We start from the raw sequence: 21,741 nt of genomic DNA on the forward strand, positions 1-21,741 counted from the left end.
TCCTGCGCTCAATACTTCAGCGCGGTGCTCTTGCCCCAGAACACACGGTAGGCAAACACCGTGTAGCCGATGATCAGCGGCAACACCACGCCGGCGCCCAGCAGGATCACGCCCATGGCCTCTGGCGCCGCAGCCGCCTGCCAGATATGCAGCTGGTCAATCACCAGCCACGGAAACAGGCTGTAGGCCAGCCCGTAAAACGCCAGCAGAAACACACCCACCGTCGCGCCAAACGGCACCCAGGCGCCGTATTCGTTGCGCTGGGCGAGCCGCACCGGCAGCCGCTGCAGGCTGCGAAAAATCACCCCAAACAGCACGGCGGTTGCGGCAGGAATGGGCAACAGCAGCACGATGTTCGGAAAGGAAAACCACTTGGCAAAAATGCTCGGGCTGACCAGCGGTGTTGCAATCGAGATGGCGGCAATGCCGGCCACGGTGAACAGCAGGCTGCGGCGCGCCCAGCGCACCGCCTGCAGCTGCAGGTCACCCTCTGACTTGATGATGAGCCAGCCCGCGCCCAGCAGGCAATAGGCTGCCACAAGGGCCAGTCCGATCACCGCATTGAAGGCGATGGCCCAGCCGGTGGCGGCAAAGCCGGTGATCAGCGAGCCCAGCATGTAGCCCTGCGACCAGCTGGCCAGCAGCGAGCCGGTATAAAACATGCGGTTCCACAGCGGCTTGTGGGACGCGTGCGCCTTCACGCGAAAGTCAAAGGCCACGCCCCGCAGCGTCAGGCCGATCAGCATCATCGCCACCGGCAGATACAGGGCGCCCAGAATCACGCCGTGCGCCACCGGGAACACCGTGAGCAAAATGCCCACGCCCAGCACCAGCCAGGTTTCATTGGCATCCCAGAAGGGGCCGATGCTGGCGATCATGGTGTCCTTGTCGTCGTCGCTGGCGCGGTGCATCAGCACGCCCACGCCCAGGTCGTAGCCGTCCAGGACCACATAGGCCAGCATGGCCAGGCCCATCACCACCAGAAAAACAATCGGCATCCAGCCGGCGGCCTGCGTCAGGTCAGGGGCAAGATCAAGCATTTGCGGCTCCTTCTTTTTGCGGGTAGCTCACGGGATTGAGGGTGTCTTCCATGCCGGCGCCAGACGGTCGGTCGGCGTGGGTCTTGTGGCGCGCCAGGTAAAACAGCACCGAGATATAGGCCGCGATCAGCGCGGCATAGAGCGCGAGGTAAAGCGACAGGGTGAATGCGATCCGGGGCGCCGGCACCTTGGACGCGGCATCGGCCGCCGTCAGCACACCCGTGACCAGCCAGGGCTGCCGGCCGATCTCGGTGACATACCAGCCGGCCACCAACGCCACCCAGCCGGCGAAGGTCATGGCGACCAGCACCCGTGCATGCCAGGGGGTCAGGGTGCGCGCCGGGTCTTTCTTCCACGGCGCAAGCTGGTAGACCGTCGCCCAGCTCACGGCCAGCATCAGCATGCCCACACACACCATGATGCGGAACGCCCAGAACACCGGCGCCACCGGCGGATGCTTGCCCTCGAACTGGTCGAGCCCCTTGACTTCGCCGTCCAGCGAGTGGGTCAGGTACAGCGAGGCCAGCTTGGGAATTGCAATTTCATAACGGTTTTCCCGGGCTTGGGCATCAGGCAGGGCAAACAGCACCGCGGCCACGCCCCGCTCCGTCTTCCAGATGCCTTCCATCGCGGCGAGTTTGGCGGGCTGGTGTTCCAGCGTGTTCAGGCCGTGGAAGTCGCCCGCCACAATCTGCAGCGGAATCAGGATGGCTGCGAGGTACACGCCGGTCTTCAGGCTGGCCATGACCTCGGCGCCGCGCTCGTTGCACAGCCAGCGGTAGGCAGAAATACCCGCCACCAGAAACGACACGGTGAGCCCGGAGGCCAGCAGCATGTGCGTGAGGCGGTACGGAAAAGACGGGTTGAAGATCACCTGCAGCCAGCTTGTCACATGCGCCTGCCCGTTGATCATTTCAAAACCGGCCGGCGTCTGCATCCACGAGTTGAGCGCCAGGATCCAGAACGCCGACAGCGTGGTGCCGCCGGCCACCAGCAGCGTGGCGATGGTGTGCATGGTTTCGCTGACGCGCTCACGCGCAAACAGCATCACCCCCAGCATGGTGGCCTCCAGGAAGAAAGCCGTGAGCACTTCATAGGCCAGCAGCGGCCCGGCGATGTTGCCGACCTTTTGCATGTAGCCGGGCCAGTTCGTGCCGAACTGGAAGCTCATGGTGATGCCGCTCACCACGCCCAGCGCAAACGTCAGCGCAAAAATCTTCACCCAGAACTGGTAGGCATCCATCCAGTACTGGTCCTGCGTCCTGACGAAGCGCAGCTTGAAGTACAGCAACACCCAGCCCAGCGAAATGCTGATGGTAGGGAACAGGATGTGGAAGGTGATGTTGGCCGCAAACTGGATCCGGGCCAAAAGAAATGCGTCAAGTCCATCCATCGTCAACTCCTGTTTTTATCGGCAAGGTTGGCTGGCTGCACCGCGGGGCCCGGCGGGCCGTCAGACTTCGCCGCCACTGTGCTTGATGCCGCACGGCCTGTCAAACCGGCCTTGACGGTGCTGGCCACCTTGTCCTTCACCTGCAGCAGCTTTTGCACCTTGGCGCCCATCTTCATCAGGCTTATCAGCGTGGCCGAATCCATCTTCTGCACGTCGGCCAGCCAGCCCGTCATGAGCTCGATCAGGTCGTGCATCTGCTTCATGCGCGCCTGGGCATGGATGTCGTCCTGGTTCGCCGGCTGCTCCATCAGCGCATCGCGCAGCATCGACAGCGTCGGGTCAATCTCGCGCTTGCGCCGCTCTTCAGCCAGCGTGCGGAAGATCGCCCAGACGTCTTCCGGCGCGCTGAAATACTCGCGCCTGTCGTTGGGCAAGTGCTGCAACCGCACCAGGTTCCACGACTGCAGCTCCTTCAGCCCCATGCTCACGTTGGAGCGCGAAAACGCCAGCGCCTCGCCAATTTCATCGGCATTCAGGGCTCGTGGTGAAACATAAAGGAGCGCATATATCTGCCCCACGGTGCGGTTGATGCCCCAGCGGCTGCCCATTTCACCGAAATGCAGGACAAAACGCTGGGTCAGGGGGGCAAGGTTCATGCGCGGACTTGTTGAATTTTCAGGAATTACTGAAATTATAGTAAGTCCGGGATTTTTCTGCTCTGGGGCGTCTTTATGGCCCGATTTATTGTTCTTCGAAGGCTTTGCCAGCTACGGCGCTGGCGTCATTTGTCATCCAAATGGAGGATGTGCCGTGGGCTGATGCCCATCTACACTCGGGCATCTGCCGATGCTTCTCAGTCAATTTATCTAGATGGGGATCGGCCTTGAAGGCAGAAAACACATTTGAAAACAATGACTTAACTTTGTGTGGTGCCATTACAAGGGCTTCCCCCATGTATAAGCTCAATCTCCCACGTATTTCTGAACGCATCAGGGGCTTTACGCCTCCCGAAGACGGCGTCATGTTCGTTTTCGATTACGACGAAGTTTTCCGTATCACCCTCGGAGACCCACCTTCCGTTGAGACGCTTCGCGACAACCCCTATGAATTCGAGAGCAATCACCCCGAGCACTTTGGCGTCTCGGACAAAGAACCAATTCTCGAATCAGGTTCTTTCAAGCTGTCTTATCAGTTTGATTCGCGCTCCAATTTTCAGAACATCACTGTCGAATCACCCGAAAAGGCTGAGTCCATTCAGTTCAGAACGTTGTCTGGCGACTGGTTCATCGCAACATTTTCGCCGTGCCAAAAGTACTTGTTAATTGCCGAACCGTATCTCCTCGAGGTCTATTCGTTGCAATGAGCGCCCGCCTAACACCACGTATATGGACGCCCCCTCAACGGGCGACCGGGACCGCCGGCCATGCACCTGAGCCCGGCAAGGGTCAGCAGCCTGCCATTTTTTGCCTGTACAGGGGCTAGTTGGCCGCAGCAGCACCCGCCGGCGCCGTTCCGTACTTCGGGGTGCCGGTGGTGCCGACCATCAAGTGGTTGACCACGCCCATGACATCGTCCACCAGCATCACGGCGCGCTCCATCGCCAGGGCCTGCTCTTGTGACTGCACGCACCCCATCAATGTCACCAGCCGCCGTTCGCCCAGCACCCAGACACTGGTGTCGCCAAAACGGCCGTCCTGCTGGAGATAGACCGCCACCCTTGGAATGATCTCCTTGTCGTAAAGATAGGAGTTGGGCAAACGGCAGCGCCCGGATCGAAAGCAGCTGCCGCCATGCTGGGCACGCACGTGCGCCTCCGCGCGGAGTTGCTCTTGCGTGAAGGACGGCCCTTCAGGCACGGGGCAAGCCGCCATGGCGGAGCTCACCCGCAGGAAAGGGTCATCAAAGTAGTTTTGCCGGTCTTGCGCGACGGCAGGCATCAAAAATAATGCCAACCCGCCCATGACCAGCCATTCTCTCAGCCCTAACTTCAGCCTTAACTTCAGCCTCATCCTGATCTCCCCAGGGCCGGCGACGCAGCCTCCCGTGTTATTTTCAGATGAAATCGGGCGGCGACAAAATCCTGCAGGAGCCAGTCGCAGCCGCACGAACGCCGGTGCCCGGGCGCGGGAACGCTCAGGCGGTGGGCTTGGGCGCACCGACCAATTCAGCCAGCTGGTCCGTGCATTGGCCCCAGCCTTTGTGAAAACCCATTTTCTCGTGTGCCTCGCGGTCGGCGACGGTCCAGTGCATGACCCGGGCGGTGTATCGGGTGGCAGGACCGTTGAGACCGGCCACCTCTTCAAAGGTCAGCACTACTGTCATGAATGGCTTGTCGGACGGCGTCCAGGCCTCGGTGTAGGCATCGGTGAAAACCAGCCGCTCGTTGGGGACCACTTCAAGGTAGACGCCGCGATTGGGAAAGTCCGTGCCGTCGGGGCCGCGCATGACCACCAGGTTGGCGCCGCCGGGACGCACGTCGAGCTCTGCGCGCGGCGTGCTCCAGGGTTTTGGCGCAAACCATTGCGTCAGGAGTTCGGGCGTGGTCCAGGCCTTGAAGAGCTTTTCACGCGGAGCCTCGATATGGCGGGTCAGTACCAGTTCGCGGTCGGAAGTTGTGGCGGTGCTGTGTGAAGTGGTGGTCATGCGATTCTCCTGGGCTGGTTGGCATTTACCACGGCCAAACAGGCCGACAATACTTTTTTTGCAGGCCCCTTGCAGGCCGCCTACCTGTACGACGAAGCAGGCACGGCTTTCTCGACACTCAGAAATACAACCAACGATAAAAATTTGCATTTTCTGCCCGGGATAGCCACCGCACAAGGCATCAACCCGAACCAGCTCCGAACACCTTTCACAAGTCAGGCTTCTTTTTGATTTCCTGCAACATACGCCAGCAATAGAAAGCCGCCCGCCATCGCGGTGTTCTTGAGGAAGCTCAAAAGCTGCGCGTTGAACTGCGGCGGTTCAGCGGCCCAAAAGGCGTGCGCTATCAATGCCGACGCCAGGGTGAATGCGCCCATGACACCAGCTGCAAGCCGCAGCCGCCAACCCAGCACAAGCGCGATACCGCCACCGATCTCAAGCGCTACCGTCAATGCCAGCGCGATTTCGGGCAGCGGAATGCCGAGCTTGTTGAAGTAGCCCACGGTGGCGCCCCAGGCCAGCAGCTTTCTCATGCCGGCCACCAGGAAGATGAGGGCCATCAATGCGCGCGCTGCAAACAAGATGTTGCGATTTTGGGGGGTCATTTTTGTCTCCGGATGAAAGGAAGGACCTGGCCTCGGCTCAGTCGAGAGAGATTCTGGCGCGCTTGACGATTTCAGCGAAGCGGAGCTTGTCGGCTTCAGCGGCCTTCGTCACGTCCGAAGGTGGGGCAATCCAGGGTTCAAAACCGAAATTCGCCAGCCTGTCCTTGATGTCGGCATCCGCCAGCGCCTTGGCCACGCCGGACTGGATCCGGTCAACCACCGGCTTGGGCGTTCCTTTCGGGGCATACATCGCCACCCAGGTCGGCAGCTCGAAACCGGCCGGGCCACCGGACTCAGCCACCGTCGGCACATCGGTATAACCCGCCATGCGGTTGTGCCCCGCATAAGCCAGCAGCCTGACCTTCCTGGCCTTGTACAGGGGGCCGACGGTCGCGGCGGTACCAAAGGCCCAGTCCACCTCGCCAGTCGCCACGGCGGTGTAAAGCTGGGGGAGTTCCTTGAAGGGCACGTGCGTCATCTTCGCGCCGGTGGAATGCTCAAACATGGCGGTGCCGACATGGGCCACGCTGCCTATGCCCCAGCTTCCGTAGGTCAGGTGCCCGTCTTTGGCTTTCGCTGCGGCGATCAGTTCCGTCACGTTTTTCCACGGGGCGTTGGCGCCGACGACGATGAAGAAGTTTGTCTTGTACAGCGGCGCCACCGGTTCAAAATCCTTGGCCGGGTCAAACGGCAGCTGCTTGTAGAGGTGCGGCTGCAGCGTCATGTGCGTGGAATCCACGGTCATCAGCGTGTAGCCGTCCGGCTGCGCACGCTTGGTCTCGCCGATCGCCAGCCAGCCGTTGGCGCCGGGCTTGTTGTCGACCACCAGCTGCTGGCCCCAGTCGCGCGCGAGCTTTTCACCGACGCTGCGCATCACCGAGTCCGGGCCGCTGCCGGCCGAATACGGCAGCACGGCGCGTACCGGCTTGACCGGAAAGGTCTGTGCCGCCGCGGGCAGCAAGGCGCAAGCCAGCAGCACGGCGGCCGCGCCTGTCAATGTTTTGATCTGCAGAAATTTCATGGTGTTGTCTCCGTGGGTCTTGTGGTGGGGGCGTAATCGGGTGGCGGGGAAATGAACTTCAAATGAGTTCAGAGGGCTTCAAAGGCCGCGGTGAAGTGCGGGTCGCGCTGCTTCAGGTCGTCATGGCTCACCTGGCCGGTGCGCCGCATGTAGTCGTAGGCAAAACTGACCGGGTCCAGATGCAGTTTGCCGGCCACGTTTTCATACCAGTCCAGGCTTTTGGCGGCGGCGTTCTGAAAGCTCGACGAGGCCGGGCGGCGTGTCGCCTCAAACGCGGCAAAAGCAGCATGCAAGTCACCAGGATGCGCCACCAGCCCCTTGTGCAGCGCAATTGCGTCCTGCATGGCCATGCGCGTGCCGGAGCCGAGCGAGAAGTGAACCGTGCGCAAGGCATCGCCCAGCAGCACGATGTTGCGATGCGTCCACTGCTCGTTTTTAACGATGTTGGCTTCAAACCAGAGCGAGCGGTTGGTCAGCAGCGCGTTGGCGCCCAGCTCGGCGCCAAACACCTGCGTGCAGTAGCGGCGGCTCTCGTCTTCGCCGGCCGTGTCCAGCCCGGCGCGCTTCCAGGTGTCGGGGTCAACCTCCACGAGGAAGGTGCTGAGCTCGGCGCTGTACTGGTAACTGTGGGCAATGAAAACGCCGTGCACGGTTTCCTTGAAGATCAGCGACACCGGATGAAAGCGCTGGCGCGTGCCGTACCAGGCAAACTTGTTGCGGCGTTTTTCAAAGCTGGGCCGAAAGTGCCCGGCAAACTGGGTGCGCACGGCGCTGTTGCCGCCGTCAGCCGCAATCAGCAAATCCACCTCCGAAGCCAGCGCGCTCACGTCGCCGATGCGCTGCCCGTAGTGAATGCGCACACCCACGCGCTCGCAGGCCCGCTGCAGCGTCTGCAGCATGTCGATGCGGGCGGTGCGCGAAAAGTGGTTGCCGTGGATCTGCACATGGCATCCGCGGTGCACCACCTCCATGTAGTCGCACTTTTCATGGTGGGCCGTGAACTCGGCAAAAAATTCCGCGTCAGCCTCCTTCAGGAAGGCCAGGCCCACATCGGAAAACACCACGCCCCAGCCGTAGGTGGCGCCTTCGGGGTTTTGCTCATACACATTGATCTCATGCGCCGGGTTGTGCTTTTTGGCGAGCAGCGAGAAATACAGCCCGGCCGGCCCGGCGCCGATGACGGCGATCTTCATGGTGTGATCCTCTCTGGCATGGTGGATGGCGCTGTTGCGCAGGCCGCCTGGTAGCGCTCCAGCGCGGCGCGGAACGCCGGCGGGATCTCAATCGAACGGCGCTCGTCGCGCGCCACGCACACCGGCGTCAGCGTGGCGACAAAAATCACCTCCCCTGCGAGCGTGCGGCCGGTCACGTCGAGCACATAGGTGCGGCTGTGGATGCCAGCCACGGTGACCGTCATGTCGAATTCGTCGTCGGGCCGCAGTGAACGCCGGAAATCAAACGCCAGCGCGCGGCTGGGCGTGCCAAAACCCTGCTCGTGTTTGGCGCGCTGCGGCGTGGTGCCGAACAGCGAGCCGTAAAAAAGCTCGGCCGCCGAGATCACGTATTCGGAAAACGTCGGCGTGTAGACCACGCCCGCCGGGTCGCAATCGCCCCACTTGACGCGGCGGCGAATCATCAGCGGCCGCTCGCTCAACACTTGCTCGGTGGCGATCATGACGGGCTCCCTGCCGCTTCGGCGGCCAGCTGGTCGGCGATGCGCTGCTTCAATGCGGGCTTGTCGACCTTGCCCACGCGCGTCAACGGGTAGCTGTCAACGATCTCGACTCGTTCCGGGCACTTGTATTTGGCCAGGCCCAGGCCGACGAGGAAGGCGCCGAGCGCCTTCACCTCGGGTGCAATCATGCCGGGGCGCGGAACAATAAAGACGCAGGCCTTCTCGCCGTAGAACGGGTCGGGCATCGCAACCAGCTTGGCGTCGGCCACGGCCGGGTGCTGGCTGACGAAGCCTTCGACCTCTTCGCAGCCGATTTTTTCGCCGCCGCGGTTGACGTTGTCGCGCAGCCGGCCTTCAAAGGCATAGCAGGTGACGCCGTCCACCACATAGGCGGTCATCATGTCGCCGGTGCGGTAGAAGCCGTCGGAGGTGAAGGCTTTGGCGTTCGCCTCGGGATTGCCGAAGAAGCCGGTCAGGCTGGACGGGCCGCGAAAGCACATCTCGCCCATCTCCCCGGGTGGGCTCGGTTCTTCGGTTTCGGGCACCAGCAGACGGATCTCGTCGTGCGCGCAGCCCGAAGTGCCCTGCGTGTGGTGCCGCGCAAAGGCCGGCGCATCGGCGGGCGAACCGAGCAGCAGCCCTTCGGTGATGCCGTACAGGTTGGAGCAAGGCACGCCAATGTGCTTTTCCAGGTTGTCGGAGCGGCTCATGGTGGCAAAGAGCTGCAGCGACGACAGGTCGTGCCTGGCGATGTCGGTATACGCCAGCAGCTGCGGCGCAATCGGGCCGATCGACAGGGCATGCGTAATGCGGTGTTCTTCAATCAGCGCCAGCATGCGGGCGATGTCGACCCTGGGCATCAGCACCACGGTCACACCCATCAGGGCCGCAGGCATCAGTGTGTACAGCTGGCCGGCGTTGTGCAGCAACGGCAAGGACCAGATCACGCGGCTGCCGGCGTCGATGCGGTAGCGCCGCATCCATGCGGCGGAATGCCCGAGGTATTCGGCATGAAAGCGCGGAATGATTTTGGGCACACCGGTGGTACCGCCGGAGAGCTGGAAGCTCAGCACGTCTTCCATGCCGAGCGCAATATTGCCCAACTGCTGCCGCGCCTGCTCAAGGGGCATGTCGGCGATCAATGCGTCGATGCCGGGCAGGCCGGCCACCGTGCCGCGCACCACGACAAGGTGTTCCAGTGACGGGTGTCGGGCCGCCATGGTCCGGGCAAAACCGACCAGGTCGAAACTGCCGAAATCGGCCTGCACAAAATAGCCGCGGGCGCCCGACTGGGCGGCGAGCTGGCCGATTTCGACCTCGCGGTGCTGCGGCAGCGAGCACACCGGCACAATGCCGGCCTTGTAGCAGGCGAGCAGCACGATGGCGGTGTCCACCGTCGTGCCGAGCTGGAAGATGGCGCGGTCGCCCGTCGCCAGCCCCATGGCCTGCAGCGCTGCGGCCAGGCGATCCGTTGTTTCGTCCAGCGCGCGAAACGTCAGGCTTCGCTCATCGCTGATAAAGGCCAGCCTGTCGGGGTAGCGCGCCGCCGTGGCGCGCAGGCAGTCGCCCACGGTGGAGGCCACCCAGGAACCATTCGCCAGCGAGGCAGTGGCGCGTTGGTCGGAAGGGTAGGTCACGCCCTCGATAGGGCTTTGAATGTCTCGCATGCTTGTCTCCGGGGTCTCTTTCGTTCGCTTCGGTTTTCTTGGGGTCTCTTGGGCTTCAGCGCGTGCTCAGGGCCGGGCCGGTGCAATAACCACACGGTCCCGCTCAAACACTTCAATGTGCCCGCGAACGCCGCCGGTGAAAAGCCCATACCAGACGGCGGGTTTGAGGCCCAGCGCCTTGCGGCGGAATTCCATCGGCTGGCCCGCCTCGATCAGGTCGTAGTCGCCGGCCGCCGTCACGCGGCATTCGGGCCGCGCCGCGGCGTCTTGGACCAGTGCCGAAAACTCCGCCAGCCGGGGCACGTAAATACCCACACCCGGGCCCGCGCGGTCGCCAGCGCCGCCGCGTTCATCCAGCAGTCTGGCCTTGGCGGACCAGATGTCGTCAATACGGGCCAGACGGCTGCCGCGCTGCACGGCGGCATCTTCAGCCTCCAGCGCGGCCTGCAGAGTCAGCGCACCGTCATCGGCATCGAGCCGGTCCAGCGGGCGCAGCTTGCGCGTGAACTCGACAAAGTAGCCGTTGGGATCGCGCACATAGATGGACTCGATGACTTCATGGGCGGTTTCCACCGAGACGTTGAGCCCCTGCGATTCAAGGCGCTGCTTCCAGGCCTGGAGTTCTTCGGCGCTCTCGACGATCCATGCGGTGTGGGTTGCGTCGAACACGTGGTCGTCGGGCAGCGGCGGCTTCGATGCCCGGTCTTCCATCGCGGCCGGCAGGTCGGAGCCCAGGTAATAGAAGAAGGCAATCGTGCTGCCGTTGCCGCTGTCGAAGAAAAAATGCAGAAAGTCCGGGTGCGTGGCCGGGCCCCAGCCGCGGGCCGAGATGACATGCACCAGCGGCAGCCCCAGCTTGTCGCGGTAGAACTCGATGGTTTCGCGCAGCTTCCAGGTGGGCCGGGCGGTGTGGTCAACGCCGCGCAATGCGGGTTGGGGAAGCAGGTCACGGGCTGACATGGTGGTCTTTCTGTCATGAGGGTGAAAAGGTTGTGCGAAAGGGCGCGGGGCCATCACTGCGGGAAGTGCTCCTGGAGCCAGGCGCCGAGCAGCCGGCCGGCCTCCAGCCGCCCGGGCTCTTCACCGGGCGACAGCGCACGGCCGTGGTGGTCGCCGCGCACGCGCAGATGGCGCTTGTCGGCGCTCGCGAGCGATTCGAAAATCTGCCGTACGTCGCCCGGAAAGCAGGCCTGATCGCCGGTGTACTCGACCACCAGCACCGGCTGCGTGATGGCCGCGGCGGTCTTGGCCAGCGTGGCGTTGGACGAGATACCCGACCAGGTGGAAAGCCAGCTCTCCGGCGTGCACTGCCGCGCAAAGCCGACCGCGCCATAGTTGGAGGCAAAGGGCTCGGCGCCCCACAACGATCCAAACTTGCGGTCCGACGGGTCCAGCGACAAATCAAGGCAGCGCAAATCGCCATCGGTGCGCCAGACGTTGATGATGGGCGTGTGGCCTGCCAGCCGCCGGTCTTCCGCGCTGGCGCCGTTATCCGCGCCCTTACCCGCGCTATCAACCGCGGCCTTGACGCGCCGGCGCGCCGCCAGGCGTCGCTCGATCAGTGCGCGGGCCGTCGCGTCCAGCCGGGCGACACGCTCACGCTGGGCCGCCCGGTAGCGCGCCACAAACTCCGGTGCATAGCGCGTGGCTTTCGGGCCGGCATAGCCGTTCGCCGGGTTGAGCGGGTCGAGCGAGGCGTCAACCGACAGCGCATCATTTTCGTCGGCCACCGAAGGGTCGATGCAGTTCATCAGCAGCGCGCCCTGCCCCGGGTGCGGACCGATGAACACCATGCCATCGGGCACGGGCATGTTGAGCTCTGCCAGCTGGGTGGGCTTGCCGCCGGGGGTTTTGGCAATGCGCGACTCGCGCGGCAATGCGGCCTGCTGCGCATAGAAGGCATACAGGCCGGCGCCGCCTGAATTGCCCAGCAGCACGATGCGCCTGAAGCCGCGCGACCGGAGATAGGCCAGGCCGGTGGCCACGTCGTGCAATGCAAATTCGTGCTCAAGCCGCAGGTCGTTACCGACCGAGCGCGGCGCCTGCGACCAGGCGGCGTAACCCGCCCCGACGATGTCCGGGATGAGGTAATGGCAGGCCATGAATTCCCGCGGGTGCATGACGCACACGACGGTGTCGCTCGGCGTGGCGGGCTGGTACAGCGAGCCGCTGGTGGCGGCGCCATCGGCGGTGCGCAACACCACATTGGTCGTGCGCGTGCCTTGCGGCACATCGCGCGGGTTCCAGTCGGTATTCAGAAATCCCGCGGTCGCCTGTGAGGCGGGCAGTGACGCGGTGTTCGCGGTGCTCGCGGTTTTGCCTGGATCGGTTGCTGTCATCTGTCAAGCCGCAGCGCGGCCCCCGTCATTGATTTGAACCAATGATAGGGATATTTGACAGTAGTGTCAATTATTTGACGTTAGTGTTAACCCGAATGCCGGAACGGCTTCTTTTTCAGGTGGTTGTCGAAAGCGGTCAGCGCATCGCGCATCTGGCTGACCGCCTCTTCCACCGACCCTGCACGTGCGCGTTGCGCGTGGTCGGGCAACAGCGCACGCAGGCTGAAGTCGGCGATGGACTCGGCCACGCCGCTGGCCGGCACATTGCCTTTGGCGTCGAACCACCAGGCGCACCAGTTGCACATGCCGATGATCGAAAACGCGGCGATGTGGGCGTTGGTGTCGCGAAACTGGCCTTCGTCGATCCCGCGCTGGATCACGCGCACAAAGTGCTCCAGCACCGCGCGGCGGGCCGCCTCGGCCGCCGCCCGGTGCGGCTCGGGCAGGTTGCTCTCGCTGCGCTCCACCACCCGGAACTGCAGCGGATGCGAAAGAATGAGGCCCGCATGCTGCAGGATCAGCTGCCGCAGCGCATCCCGCGGCGGCAGGAGATCGCGCTCCGAAACACTGGCGGCGAGCAGGCTGGCTTTTTCGGTGACTTCTTCGGTCAGCGCTTCCAGCATCGACTCCTTGCTGGGGAAGTAGTAATAAAGCGCCGTTCGGCTGACACCGACCGCGTCCGCGATGTCATTGATGTTGGTCCCGCCGAAACCTTTTTCGATAAACAGCAGGGACGCCGCGTCCAGGATGGACTGGCGCTGCGCGTCGTTGCGCGTGGGCCGGGGTCTGGCTTCTTTTGCTTTGCTCGTCATGTTCAAAATGTAGCGCACTCGCGCGCTGCGGGACGCGGCAGCCAGGAGCCCAAAAGCCCCGCTACAGGGCGTTGCCCGCTGACCGGCCCTGGCGCATCTTGCGCGCGCGGCGCTTTTTGGCCACCGGTGGCACTGGCGCCTCGGCCATCGGCGTGGATTCCGGCACCAGCAGCAGCACGTCTTTCACGCCCAGCCCCATCATGCCCAGGGCCTCGGCCGCGGCGCGGCTCACATCGATGACCCGGCCCGCGCCGAAGGGGCCGCGGTCGTTGATGCGCACCTCGACCTCGCGCCCGGTCACCAGGCTGCGCACACGCACCAGCGTGCCGAAGGGCAAGGTCTTGTGGGCTGCCGTCAGCGCATGCATGTCGTAGCGTTCGCCGCTGGCCGTGCGGCGGCCATGAAAGCGCGGCCCGTACCACGATGCCTGGCCGCGCTCGAGTTCGCGGGGCACCTCGCCGCCCAGCAACTCCGGCTCGGGTGCCACGGACATGTTGACCGGCCCAGGCCCCCCCATCGGGTCTGCCGGTGCCGTCGGAGCAGTGACGGCAGGCCTGGCGGCCGGGCCGGGTGGAACGCTCGCAGGCGGCTGTGCCGGCGGGGCTGTCGCACAGCCCGCCAGCACGGCCAGCAGGCTTGCAACAATCCAGACCCTGATAGCGCTCTGGTGCACAGGCTTACCTAGTGCAGTGTTGCACGCTATCTGGAACATAAAACCGCGTCTTTTGCGCCATGGCAGCGTTACAAATCCGCGCGATACCTGCGGGTATCGCTGTGGTTTGCGCCTTGCCCTGACCCAAAATCCATCGCTTTTATTGGTCCCATCAAGCATGCAACACTGCACTAGCCATCAGGCCTTGTACTGCAAACGCCGAAGGATCTCCGTCGTCGCAGCGGCCTGGTTCATCGTATAAAAATGAATGCCGGGCACGCCAGCCGTGCAGAGCTGGTCGCACAGTTCGGTGACCACGTCGAGGCCAAAGCTCTTGATGGACGCCGTGTCGTCGCCGAAGCCCTGCAGCCGCAGGCGGATCCAGCGGGGGATTTCCGCGCCGCAGGCATCGGAAAAGCGCATGAGCTGCGTGGAGCTGGTGATGGGCATGATGCCGGGCACCACCGGCACATCAAGGCCAAGTTTGCGCACATCGTCCACAAACCGAAAGTAGGCGTCCGCGTTGAAAAAGTACTGGGTGATGGACGAATTGGCGCCGGCCCTGACTTTGGTGCCAAAAGCCTGCAGGTCGGCATCGGCCGACTTGGCCTGCGGGTGGACCTCGGGGTAAGCCGCCACTTCAATGTGAAAAGCGTCTCCGGTTTCTTCACGGATGAAAGTCACCAGGTCGCTGGCGTAATGAAACTCGCCGCCGATGCCGTAGCCGCTGGGCATGTCACCGCGCAGGGCGACCAGGTGCTTCACGCCCATGGCCCGCAGGGTCGCCAGTTGCTGGCGCACCGTGCCCTTGGTCGCGCCAATGCACGAGAAATGACAGGCTGCGATCACGCCTTCGTCCAGGATTTCCTTGACGGTGCCAAAGGTGCCGTCTTGCGTGGAGCCGCCGGCGCCAAAGGTCACGGAGCAGAACTCCGGCTTGTGCGCGTACAGGGCCTGGCGGGTCACGCGCAGCTTGTCTGCGCCCTCAGGCGTCTTGGGAGGAAAGAATTCAAAACTGATGGGAAGGTTCATCGCAAGATCTCAATCGTTGTCGGTTTTCTTGTCGCGCCGCTTGCCGCGCGCCGGTCCCGGCTGGCCCGCATGGGCGGCTTCCGGGTCTTCATGCGGTTCGCGCGAGGCAGCGCGCGGAAGGCGCTTGGGCGCCTTGCGTTGCGGGGCAGCGGGCAGCGGCTGGCTCTCGCCGGCGTTGTCGTGGCCTTTGACCGCATGGATGAAAAACTCGCGGTTGCCGTCACCGCCGTCAATCGGCGATGCCAGCCAGGCCTTGACGTCCAGCCCCAGCGCAACGCAAGCATCGCGCAGGCGCTTTTCCACAAACTCGAACAGCGCCGCTTCGCGCACAATGCCACCCTTGCCAATCTGGCCGGGCTGCAACTCAAACTGCGGCTTGACCAGCATCAGCACATCGCCGCCGGGCTTGAGCAGGCGCACCACGGCGGGCAGCACCAGCGTGAGCGAAATGAAGGACAAGTCACCCGTCAGGAAGTCAAAGTCCGCCTCGACGGGGGTCTCCGCCTCCAGCCCGGCTTCATCATCATCATCATCATCATCATCAAATTCGCCCTCATCAGCCCCCGCTTCATGGGCAGGACCAGCGATCAGGTCCATCACCGTCATGGAGCGGGCATTGACGCCTTCGATGCAGACGACCCGCGGGTCAGCGCGCATGCTGGCGTGCAGCTGGCCATGGCCCACGTCCACGCCCACCACCTGCGCCGCACCGTGCTGCAGCAGGCAGTCGGTAAAGCCGCCGGTCGACTGGCCGATGTCCAGGCAGCGCAGACCGGCGACATCAACACCGGTGCTTTTCAGCGCCCCTTCAAGCTTCAGGCCGCCGCGCGAGATGTATTTGGCCTCGGTGTTGTCGAGCACCTGCAGCTCGGCGCCGTCCGGCACTTCATCGCCGTTTTTGGCAACCTTTTTCCACGCGCCGTCTTCTTCTGCGCGCCACTGCACGCCCGAAGCAATCAGGCGCTGGGCCTGAGAGCGGGTGGTGGCAAAGCCGTGTTCGACGAGAAATAAGTCAGCGCGCATGTAGCTCCATGGAGTGAACCCCACGCCCGAAAACATTCAGGCGGAGGCCTTGTCTTGCCCAGAGGGCCCTGTCTTGCCCCCTCTCCCTTTGGGAGAGGGTTGGGGTGAGGGCCGGCGGCCTTAAAAAGACTCGCTTGACGACTGGCGCCGCCAGCCCTCACCCCTGCCCTCTCCCAGGGGGAGAGGGAGTAATGCTGTCGCTTAATAACGGTAGGTGTTGGCCTTGTACGGGCCGGCCTTCGACACGCCGATGTAAGCCGCCTGCTCGTCGCTCAACTCGGTCAGCATCGCGCCGACTTTCTTCAGGTGCAGGCGCGCCACTTTTTCATCGAGGTGCTTGGGCAGCACATAGACCTTGCCCACTTCGTAGTCGGCCTGCTTGGTGAACAGCTCGATCTGCGCAATGGTTTGGTTGGCGAAGCTGGACGACATCACGAAGCTGGGGTGGCCGGTGCCGCAGCCCAGGTTCACCAGGCGGCCCTTGGCCAGCAGGATGATGCGCTTGCCGTCGGGGAAGATCACGTGGTCGACTTGCGGCTTGATCTCTTCCCAGGTGCATTTTTCCAGCGAGGCGACGTCGATTTCGTTGTCGAAGTGGCCGATGTTGCAGACGATGGCCTGGTCTTTCATCTTCGCCATGTGGTCGTAGGTGATGACGTTCTTGTTGCCGGTGGCCGACACAAAAATGTCGGCCTTGTCGGCGGCGTATTCCATGGTCACGACCTTGTAGCCTTCCATCGCGGCCTGCAGGGCGTTGATGGGATCGATCTCGGTCACCCAGACCTGGGCGCTCAGGGCACGCAGGGCCTGGGCCGAGCCCTTGCCCACGTCGCCGTAACCGGCCACGCAAGCCACCTTGCCGGCCACCATCACGTCGGTGGCGCGCTTGATGGCGTCGACCAAGGACTCGCGGCAACCGTAGAGGTTGTCGAACTTGGACTTGGTGACCGAGTCGTTGACATTGATGGCGCGCAGGGCCAGCGTGCCCTTGGCAGACATTTCATTGAGGCGCAGCACGCCGGTGGTGGTTTCTTCGGTCACGCCGATGATGTTTTTCAGGCGGCGGCTGTACCAGGTCGGGTCTTGCGCGAGCTTGGCCTTGATCGAGTTGAACAGGCAGATTTCTTCTTCGCTCGTAGGCTTGGAAATCAAGCTGGCGTCTTTTTCGGCCTTGGTGCCCAGGTGCATCAGGAGCGTGGCGTCGCCGCCGTCGTCCAGGATCATGTTCGGGCCTTCTTCAGGCGTGCCCTTGGCGCCGTTGAATTCGAAGATCTTGTGGGTGTAGTCCCAGTAGTCGGCCAGGGTTTCGCCCTTGATGGCGAACACCGGCGTGCCGGCGGCGGCAATCGCGGCGGCGGCGTGGTCTTGCGTCGAGAAGATGTTGCACGAAGCCCAGCGCACTTCGGCGCCCAGAGCCTGCAGCGTTTCGATCAGCACGCCGGTCTGGATGGTCATGTGCAGTGAACCGGTGATGCGCGCGCCCTTCAAAGGCTGGGCTTTGGCGAATTCTTCGCGGATGGCCATCAGGCCGGGCATTTCGGTCTGCGCGATGTTCAGTTCCTTGCGGCCCCAGGCGGCAAGCGAGATATCGGCAATGGTGTAGTCGGTGGAAGGTTTCAGGACAGCGCTCATACGGTTCTCCAAATTCAAACGTCAACTGGGCAAAATCGCCACGGGCAAGGCGCTTTCGAAGCAGTGGGGGAATTCAGTCATTCACCCGGCTTGAGAGAGCACTTGCGGGTGAGCGTGGTTGCAATGAAGTCCTGAGCCTGGTCCACGTGGTGTGGGTTGCAACGCTCCTCAGGAATCCGCCATTGTACCGAAGCCGGCCGCACCGCACCAGCGCCTGGAATCGGCATGCGAAAATTTCACGATGCAAGAACTCGACAACTGGCCCGCAGACGAGCGCCGCCTGATCTCCGGCGTTTTCACCGACATCGATGACACCCTGACCACCGAAGGGGCGATTACCCTTGATGCGCTGGAGGGCTTGGCTCAATTGAAAGCCGCCGGGCTCAAGGTGGTGGCGATCACCGGACGGCCAGTGGGCTGGAGCGAGCCTTTCGCGGCAAGCTGGCCGGTCGATGCCATCGTGGCGGAAAACGGGGCAGTGGCGCTGCTGCCGGATGCCCAAAGCGCCGCGCCGCGGCCGCTCTCAAAAATCTACCAGCAGAATGCGGCCACGCGTGCAGCCAACTTCACCCGCATGCAGGCCGTGCTGGCGCGCATTGAGCGGGAGCTGCCCGGCATCCACCGCGCCACCGACTCGCCAGGCCGGGAAACCGACATCGCCATCGACCACAGCGAGTTCACGCAGCTCAGCGACGCGCAGATCGCCACCGTCGTGGCGCTGATGAAGAGCGAAGGCATGCACGCCACCGTGAGCAGCATCCACATCAACGGCTGGTATGGCGGCCACAACAAGCTTGAAGGCGCGCGCTGGATTGTTCGTGAACTCTGGCAGCGCGACCTGGACGCCGAGATGGGTCAATGGGTCTATGTGGGCGATTCGACCAACGACCAGCTGATGTTCAAGACGTTCGCCAACAGCGTGGGCGTGGCCAACATCGCGCGCTTTGTGCCGCAGTTGACGCACCTGCCGCGCTATGTGACGCGCGGCGAGCGTGGCGCGGGCTTTGCCGAAGTGGTAAAGATTTTGCTCACCCCTGCTGACGCTCACTTCGTGTAGCGTCCCCTCCCCTTGCAGGGGACGGCGCCTGCGGCCGGGCAAAGCCCGATCCGCGGCCCCTGCCGGATTAGCGGAGGGCGGCCGCGCGGCGCAGCGACGCCCAGCGCAGCCACGCGCCCAGGCCGGCCACCGCCAACACCAGCGCGGCGTAACCCTCGACCGTGGCCGGCAGGCCCAGCGGCGCGATCAGCCGGCCGGCCAGCATGGCGGGCACGCTGAAGGCGAGATAGCTGGTGGCATAGAGCGCGGCAAACAACTCCGCCCGCTGCTGCGGCTGCGCCAGCGGCGCCAGCGTCTGCACCTGCGCGGAGAAAGCCGAGCCGCCGCCGAAACCGGCCAGCGCCGTTCCCGCAAAAAACAGGCCCACCGAATGGACGGCCAGCGACACGGCCACCAGGCCGGCGCCCAGGGCGAGCCAGCTCATACCGACGGCGCTCATGCGCGCGGGAGCCAGGCGCCTCAACAGCGTGGGTGAAACGGCGCCCAGGCCGAAGAATGTGGCAATGGCCAAGCCGTTGACGATGCCGTTGTGGATGCCGAAGATTTGCTGCAGCACCGAAGGCACCAGCGACAGGTACAGGCCCGCGAGCGACCATACCGCCAGCATGGTCGGCACCCCGCGCACAAACTCGGCACGCGCCTGCACCGGCACCGAAATGCGCGGCACCAGCGAGGCCAGCGCGCCGGGGCGCGGCGTGACGCTTTCAGGGAGGAACAGCGTGGCCACCGCACCCGTCACGCAGATGGCGGCCAGCACGCCGAACACCAGCGGCACCGGATGCAGCGCGAGCTTGACGGCGATGCCTGTCAGCAAGGCGCCCACGGCCAGCCCCGCCAGCGGCGAGACGCTGCCTATCATCGCGCCCAGCCGTTTTTGCGACGCCGGGGCCGCTTCCACCACCGCCGCCGTCAGTGCGCCGCTGACCATGCCGGTCGCAATGCCCTGGACGACGCGCGCCGCGATGATGCCGCCTATGCCCTCGGCCAGCAAAAAGGTCAGCATCGCGCCGGCCTGCAGCAGCAGGGCGACAAACACCACGGGGCGCCGGCCGATGTGGTCGGACAGCGAGCCGGCCACCAGCAGCGAGGCCAGCAGCGCAATCGCATAAATCGCGAACGCCACCGTCAGCAGCGCCGGCGAAAAGCCCCACTGCTGCTGGAACACGACAAACAGCGGCGACGGCGCGCTACCCGCCACAAAAAACGCGAACAGGAGGATCGCCAGCAGCGGGAAGGCGGCTGCCGGCGGCAGTTGCCAGCGAGCGGCGGAGGATGAAGAGGGTTGCAAAGAGGGGGCGGCGGGTGCGGTCATGGGAAACGCTCAACTTTCTTAAAGCAAATTTATTTGCGTTTGTGAATTCTACGCCGAGTTTAAAATTAACGCAAACATCGTTGCTTTAAGCTAGAATCACCGCATGAATACCCCCACGACGCCCCAGACCAAACGCCCCGGCGGCCGCAGCGCGCAGGTGCAGTCCGTGGTGCGCAAGGCGCTGGAAGAACTGATTGCCCAGGAAGGCCGCGACAAGGTCACCGTGCCGGCCGTGGCCGAGCGCGCCGGCGTCAGCGCCTCCAGCATTTACAGGCGCTGGGGCGACGTGAACGGCCTGCTGGGCGAAACCGCGACCGAGCGGCTGGACCCGAACCGCCCGCTGCCCGAGACGGGCAACCTGAAAGCCGAACTCGCGGCCTGGGCCCGGGGGCTGATCACCCACCTCAACAAGCCCGGCAACACCTCGATGCTGAAGGCGGCGGCCGCGCTGGCCGGATCGGAAGAGACCAACTGCCTGAAAAACCGCCGCGCCGAAGCCACCGTGCTGGTGAACCGGGCCCAGGCGCGCGGCGACGCCACACCCAGCGTGCAGCAGGTGCTGGACCACATGATGGCCCCCATCATTTACCGGCTGATCTTTGGCTCCGGCGTCGAGCCGGCGTTGGCCGACCAACTGGCCGACGAGCTGTTTGCGCTTGTGGATTAGACACACCCCTATCGAGGCTCACTTCGTGTAGCCTCTTTTCCCCTTGCAGGGGACGAGGCTTGCGGCCCGGCAAAGCCGGTTCCGCGGCCTCCACTGGATCAGACCGGGCCACTGGCACCGTCCCAGGGACGACACGCAGTGAGTCCCGATAGGAGGTGCGCCAGTTCAGTTGGGCTTGGCCAACCCGAGCTTGTCGATCAAGACCTTCTCCCGGCCGACCGTGTCCTGCGCGAACTTCGTGTATTCGGCCGAGCTCATGTAGTTGGGCAGCATGTCGTAGCGGCCCAGGGCGGCGACGTAGCTGGGTTCCTCCATCGCCTTCTTGAACGCGTCGTGCAGGCGCTTGACCACCTCGGGCGGCGTGCCCTTGGGCGCGCCTATGCCGAAGGGCGAGTTCTGCACGATGTCGTAGCCCAGCTCCTTCAGCGTGGGCGCATTGGGGAATTTGTCGAGGCGCTTCTCTCCCCAGGTGTTGAGCACGCGCAGCTTGCCGGCCTCGACCTGCGGCGCAAAACCGGTGCTGTCGGCACCTGCCATCAATTGACCACTCACCAGGGCCAGCATCAGGTCGGCGCTGCCTTTGTAGGGCACGTGCTGCAGTTCGATGCCGGCCTTTTGCGCTATCAGCTCGGTCGTCAGGTGCGGGCTGGTCAGCGTGCCGGTGGAGCCGTAGGTCAGCTTGCCGGGGTTGGCCTTGGCGTAAGCGACAAAGTCTGCCCAGGTCTTGAAGGGGCTGTCTGCCGGCACCACGATGCCGAAGGCGTAGCCGGTCACATTGATAACGTAGCTGAGGTCCTTGACCGGGTCCCAGTTGATCTTGGTGGTGTAGCCGAGGCGGAACACGCCCAGCGGAATCTGCGCCAGCGTGTAGCCGTCGGGCGCCGAGGTTTGCAACTGCTGGGCCGGCAGGGTTCCGCCGGCGCCGGGTTTGTTTTCCACGATCACCGGCTGCCCGAGGATTTTCGAGGCATTGTCGGCCAGCGAGCGCATGGTGATGTCGGTCGGCCCGCCCGCCGGGAAGGCGACGATCAGCTTGATGGGCCGGACCGGAAAGCTGGAGACCTGGGCCTGCGCAGCACCCAGCGCGGCCAGGGTGGGCGTGGCCAGCGCGGCGGCGGTTTGCAGTAATTGGCGGCGTTGCATAAGGGGCTCCCGAAGTGATGGCATGGTT

22 protein-coding genes and 1 riboswitch are annotated in these 21,741 nt (G+C 63.9%); of the genes, 3 read left to right on the top strand and 19 right to left on the bottom strand.

Going from position 1 to position 21,741, the window contains the following annotated elements:
• Positions 1–8: 8 nt before the first annotated feature.
• The 3 genes from AC1DUR_RS04705 to AC1DUR_RS04715 are packed head-to-tail and all read right to left on the bottom strand — an operon-like array spanning position 9 to position 3,089.
• A complete protein-coding gene (locus tag AC1DUR_RS04705; RefSeq protein ID WP_477720124.1) occupies positions 9–1,040 on the bottom strand; it encodes a cytochrome d ubiquinol oxidase subunit II in 1,032 nt (343 codons plus the stop codon).
• Positions 1,033–2,433 carry a cytochrome ubiquinol oxidase subunit I gene (locus tag AC1DUR_RS04710; protein ID WP_477720125.1) on the bottom strand — a complete coding sequence of 467 codons (1,401 nt, stop codon included), beginning with the start codon at positions 2,431–2,433 and terminating at the stop codon, positions 1,033–1,035. The genes AC1DUR_RS04705 and AC1DUR_RS04710 overlap by 8 nt, the downstream gene beginning before the upstream one ends.
• Positions 2,434–2,435: 2 nt before the next feature.
• Positions 2,436–3,089, bottom strand: a complete 654-nt coding sequence (locus AC1DUR_RS04715; RefSeq protein ID WP_477720126.1) for a GbsR/MarR family transcriptional regulator — start codon at positions 3,087–3,089, stop codon at positions 2,436–2,438.
• 227 nt (positions 3,090–3,316) lie between these two features.
• Between AC1DUR_RS04715 and AC1DUR_RS04720 the strand changes: the two genes are divergently transcribed.
• Entirely contained in the window at positions 3,317–3,796 is a 480-nt protein-coding gene (locus AC1DUR_RS04720; RefSeq protein ID WP_477720127.1) for a hypothetical protein, read from the top strand.
• A gap of 115 nt (positions 3,797–3,911) precedes the next feature.
• On the opposite strand, the gene AC1DUR_RS04725 is transcribed toward AC1DUR_RS04720, so the two are convergent.
• The 14 genes from AC1DUR_RS04725 to ahcY all read right to left on the bottom strand — a co-directional run bounded on the left by AC1DUR_RS04725 (position 3,912) and on the right by ahcY (position 17,534).
• On the bottom strand, positions 3,912–4,370 hold the full coding sequence (locus AC1DUR_RS04725) for a BON domain-containing protein (protein WP_477720128.1): 459 nt from the start codon (positions 4,368–4,370) through the stop codon (positions 3,912–3,914).
• Between the two features lie 196 nt (positions 4,371–4,566).
• Entirely contained in the window at positions 4,567–5,076 is a 510-nt protein-coding gene (locus tag AC1DUR_RS04730; protein ID WP_477720129.1) for an SRPBCC family protein, read from the bottom strand.
• A gap of 215 nt (positions 5,077–5,291) precedes the next feature.
• Positions 5,292–5,681: a DoxX family protein gene (locus AC1DUR_RS04735; protein ID WP_477720130.1), complete on the bottom strand. Its 390-nt coding sequence runs from the start codon at positions 5,679–5,681 to the stop codon at positions 5,292–5,294.
• A 37-nt stretch (positions 5,682–5,718) separates the two neighbouring features.
• Complete coding sequence (locus tag AC1DUR_RS04740) at positions 5,719–6,702, bottom strand: Bug family tripartite tricarboxylate transporter substrate binding protein (protein ID WP_477720131.1); 984 nt, start codon at positions 6,700–6,702, stop codon at positions 5,719–5,721.
• Positions 6,703–6,770: 68 nt separating this feature from the next.
• Entirely contained in the window at positions 6,771–7,895 is a 1,125-nt protein-coding gene (locus AC1DUR_RS04745) for an FAD-dependent monooxygenase (protein WP_477720132.1), read from the bottom strand.
• Positions 7,892–8,377 carry an acyl-CoA thioesterase gene (locus AC1DUR_RS04750; RefSeq protein ID WP_477720133.1) on the bottom strand — a complete coding sequence of 162 codons (486 nt, stop codon included), beginning with the start codon at positions 8,375–8,377 and terminating at the stop codon, positions 7,892–7,894. Before AC1DUR_RS04750 ends, AC1DUR_RS04745 begins: the two co-directional genes overlap by 4 nt.
• Complete coding sequence (locus AC1DUR_RS04755) at positions 8,374–10,044, bottom strand: AMP-binding protein (RefSeq protein WP_477721359.1); 1,671 nt, start codon at positions 10,042–10,044, stop codon at positions 8,374–8,376. Before AC1DUR_RS04755 ends, AC1DUR_RS04750 begins: the two co-directional genes overlap by 4 nt.
• A 66-nt stretch (positions 10,045–10,110) precedes the next feature.
• Positions 10,111–11,004, bottom strand: coding sequence for a VOC family protein (locus AC1DUR_RS04760; RefSeq protein ID WP_477721360.1), 894 nt, complete (start codon positions 11,002–11,004; stop codon positions 10,111–10,113).
• Between the two features lie 53 nt (positions 11,005–11,057).
• The gene (locus tag AC1DUR_RS04765) at positions 11,058–12,383 is read right to left on the bottom strand and encodes an alpha/beta fold hydrolase (protein WP_477721361.1); all 1,326 of its coding nucleotides are present in this window, start codon (positions 12,381–12,383) and stop codon (positions 11,058–11,060) included.
• 86 nt (positions 12,384–12,469) lie between these two features.
• Complete coding sequence (locus AC1DUR_RS04770; RefSeq protein WP_477720137.1) at positions 12,470–13,195, bottom strand: TetR/AcrR family transcriptional regulator; 726 nt, start codon at positions 13,193–13,195, stop codon at positions 12,470–12,472.
• Positions 13,196–13,256: 61 nt separating this feature from the next.
• Positions 13,257–13,868, bottom strand: a complete 612-nt coding sequence (locus tag AC1DUR_RS04775) for a septal ring lytic transglycosylase RlpA family protein (protein ID WP_477721362.1) — start codon at positions 13,866–13,868, stop codon at positions 13,257–13,259.
• A gap of 177 nt (positions 13,869–14,045) precedes the next feature.
• Complete coding sequence (gene metF, locus AC1DUR_RS04780; RefSeq protein WP_477721363.1) at positions 14,046–14,879, bottom strand: methylenetetrahydrofolate reductase [NAD(P)H]; 834 nt, start codon at positions 14,877–14,879, stop codon at positions 14,046–14,048.
• Positions 14,880–14,888: 9 nt separating this feature from the next.
• A complete protein-coding gene (locus AC1DUR_RS04785; RefSeq protein WP_477721364.1) occupies positions 14,889–15,902 on the bottom strand; it encodes a TlyA family RNA methyltransferase in 1,014 nt (337 codons plus the stop codon).
• A 201-nt stretch (positions 15,903–16,103) separates the two neighbouring features.
• Positions 16,104–17,534: an adenosylhomocysteinase gene (ahcY, locus tag AC1DUR_RS04790; protein WP_477720141.1), complete on the bottom strand. Its 1,431-nt coding sequence runs from the start codon at positions 17,532–17,534 to the stop codon at positions 16,104–16,106.
• Positions 17,535–17,637: 103 nt separating this feature from the next.
• Positions 17,638–17,710: riboswitch (S-adenosyl-L-homocysteine riboswitch) on the bottom strand.
• A gap of 65 nt (positions 17,711–17,775) precedes the next feature.
• Here ahcY and AC1DUR_RS04795 point away from each other — a divergent pair.
• The gene (locus AC1DUR_RS04795) at positions 17,776–18,591 is read left to right on the top strand and encodes an HAD-IIB family hydrolase (protein ID WP_477721365.1); all 816 of its coding nucleotides are present in this window, start codon (positions 17,776–17,778) and stop codon (positions 18,589–18,591) included.
• A gap of 67 nt (positions 18,592–18,658) precedes the next feature.
• On the opposite strand, the gene AC1DUR_RS04800 is transcribed toward AC1DUR_RS04795, so the two are convergent.
• On the bottom strand, positions 18,659–19,903 hold the full coding sequence (locus AC1DUR_RS04800; RefSeq protein ID WP_477721366.1) for an MFS transporter: 1,245 nt from the start codon (positions 19,901–19,903) through the stop codon (positions 18,659–18,661).
• A gap of 103 nt (positions 19,904–20,006) precedes the next feature.
• Here AC1DUR_RS04800 and AC1DUR_RS04805 point away from each other — a divergent pair, with 103 nt between their 5' ends.
• Positions 20,007–20,570, top strand: coding sequence for a TetR/AcrR family transcriptional regulator (locus AC1DUR_RS04805; protein WP_477721367.1), 564 nt, complete (start codon positions 20,007–20,009; stop codon positions 20,568–20,570).
• 165 nt (positions 20,571–20,735) lie between these two features.
• Here the strand turns inward: AC1DUR_RS04805 and AC1DUR_RS04810 are convergent, their stop codons facing one another.
• Positions 20,736–21,713: a tripartite tricarboxylate transporter substrate binding protein gene (locus tag AC1DUR_RS04810; protein WP_477721368.1), complete on the bottom strand. Its 978-nt coding sequence runs from the start codon at positions 21,711–21,713 to the stop codon at positions 20,736–20,738.
• Positions 21,714–21,741 lie beyond the last annotated feature (28 nt).

This window comes from Polaromonas sp. P4_F4 (genome assembly GCF_056401355.1).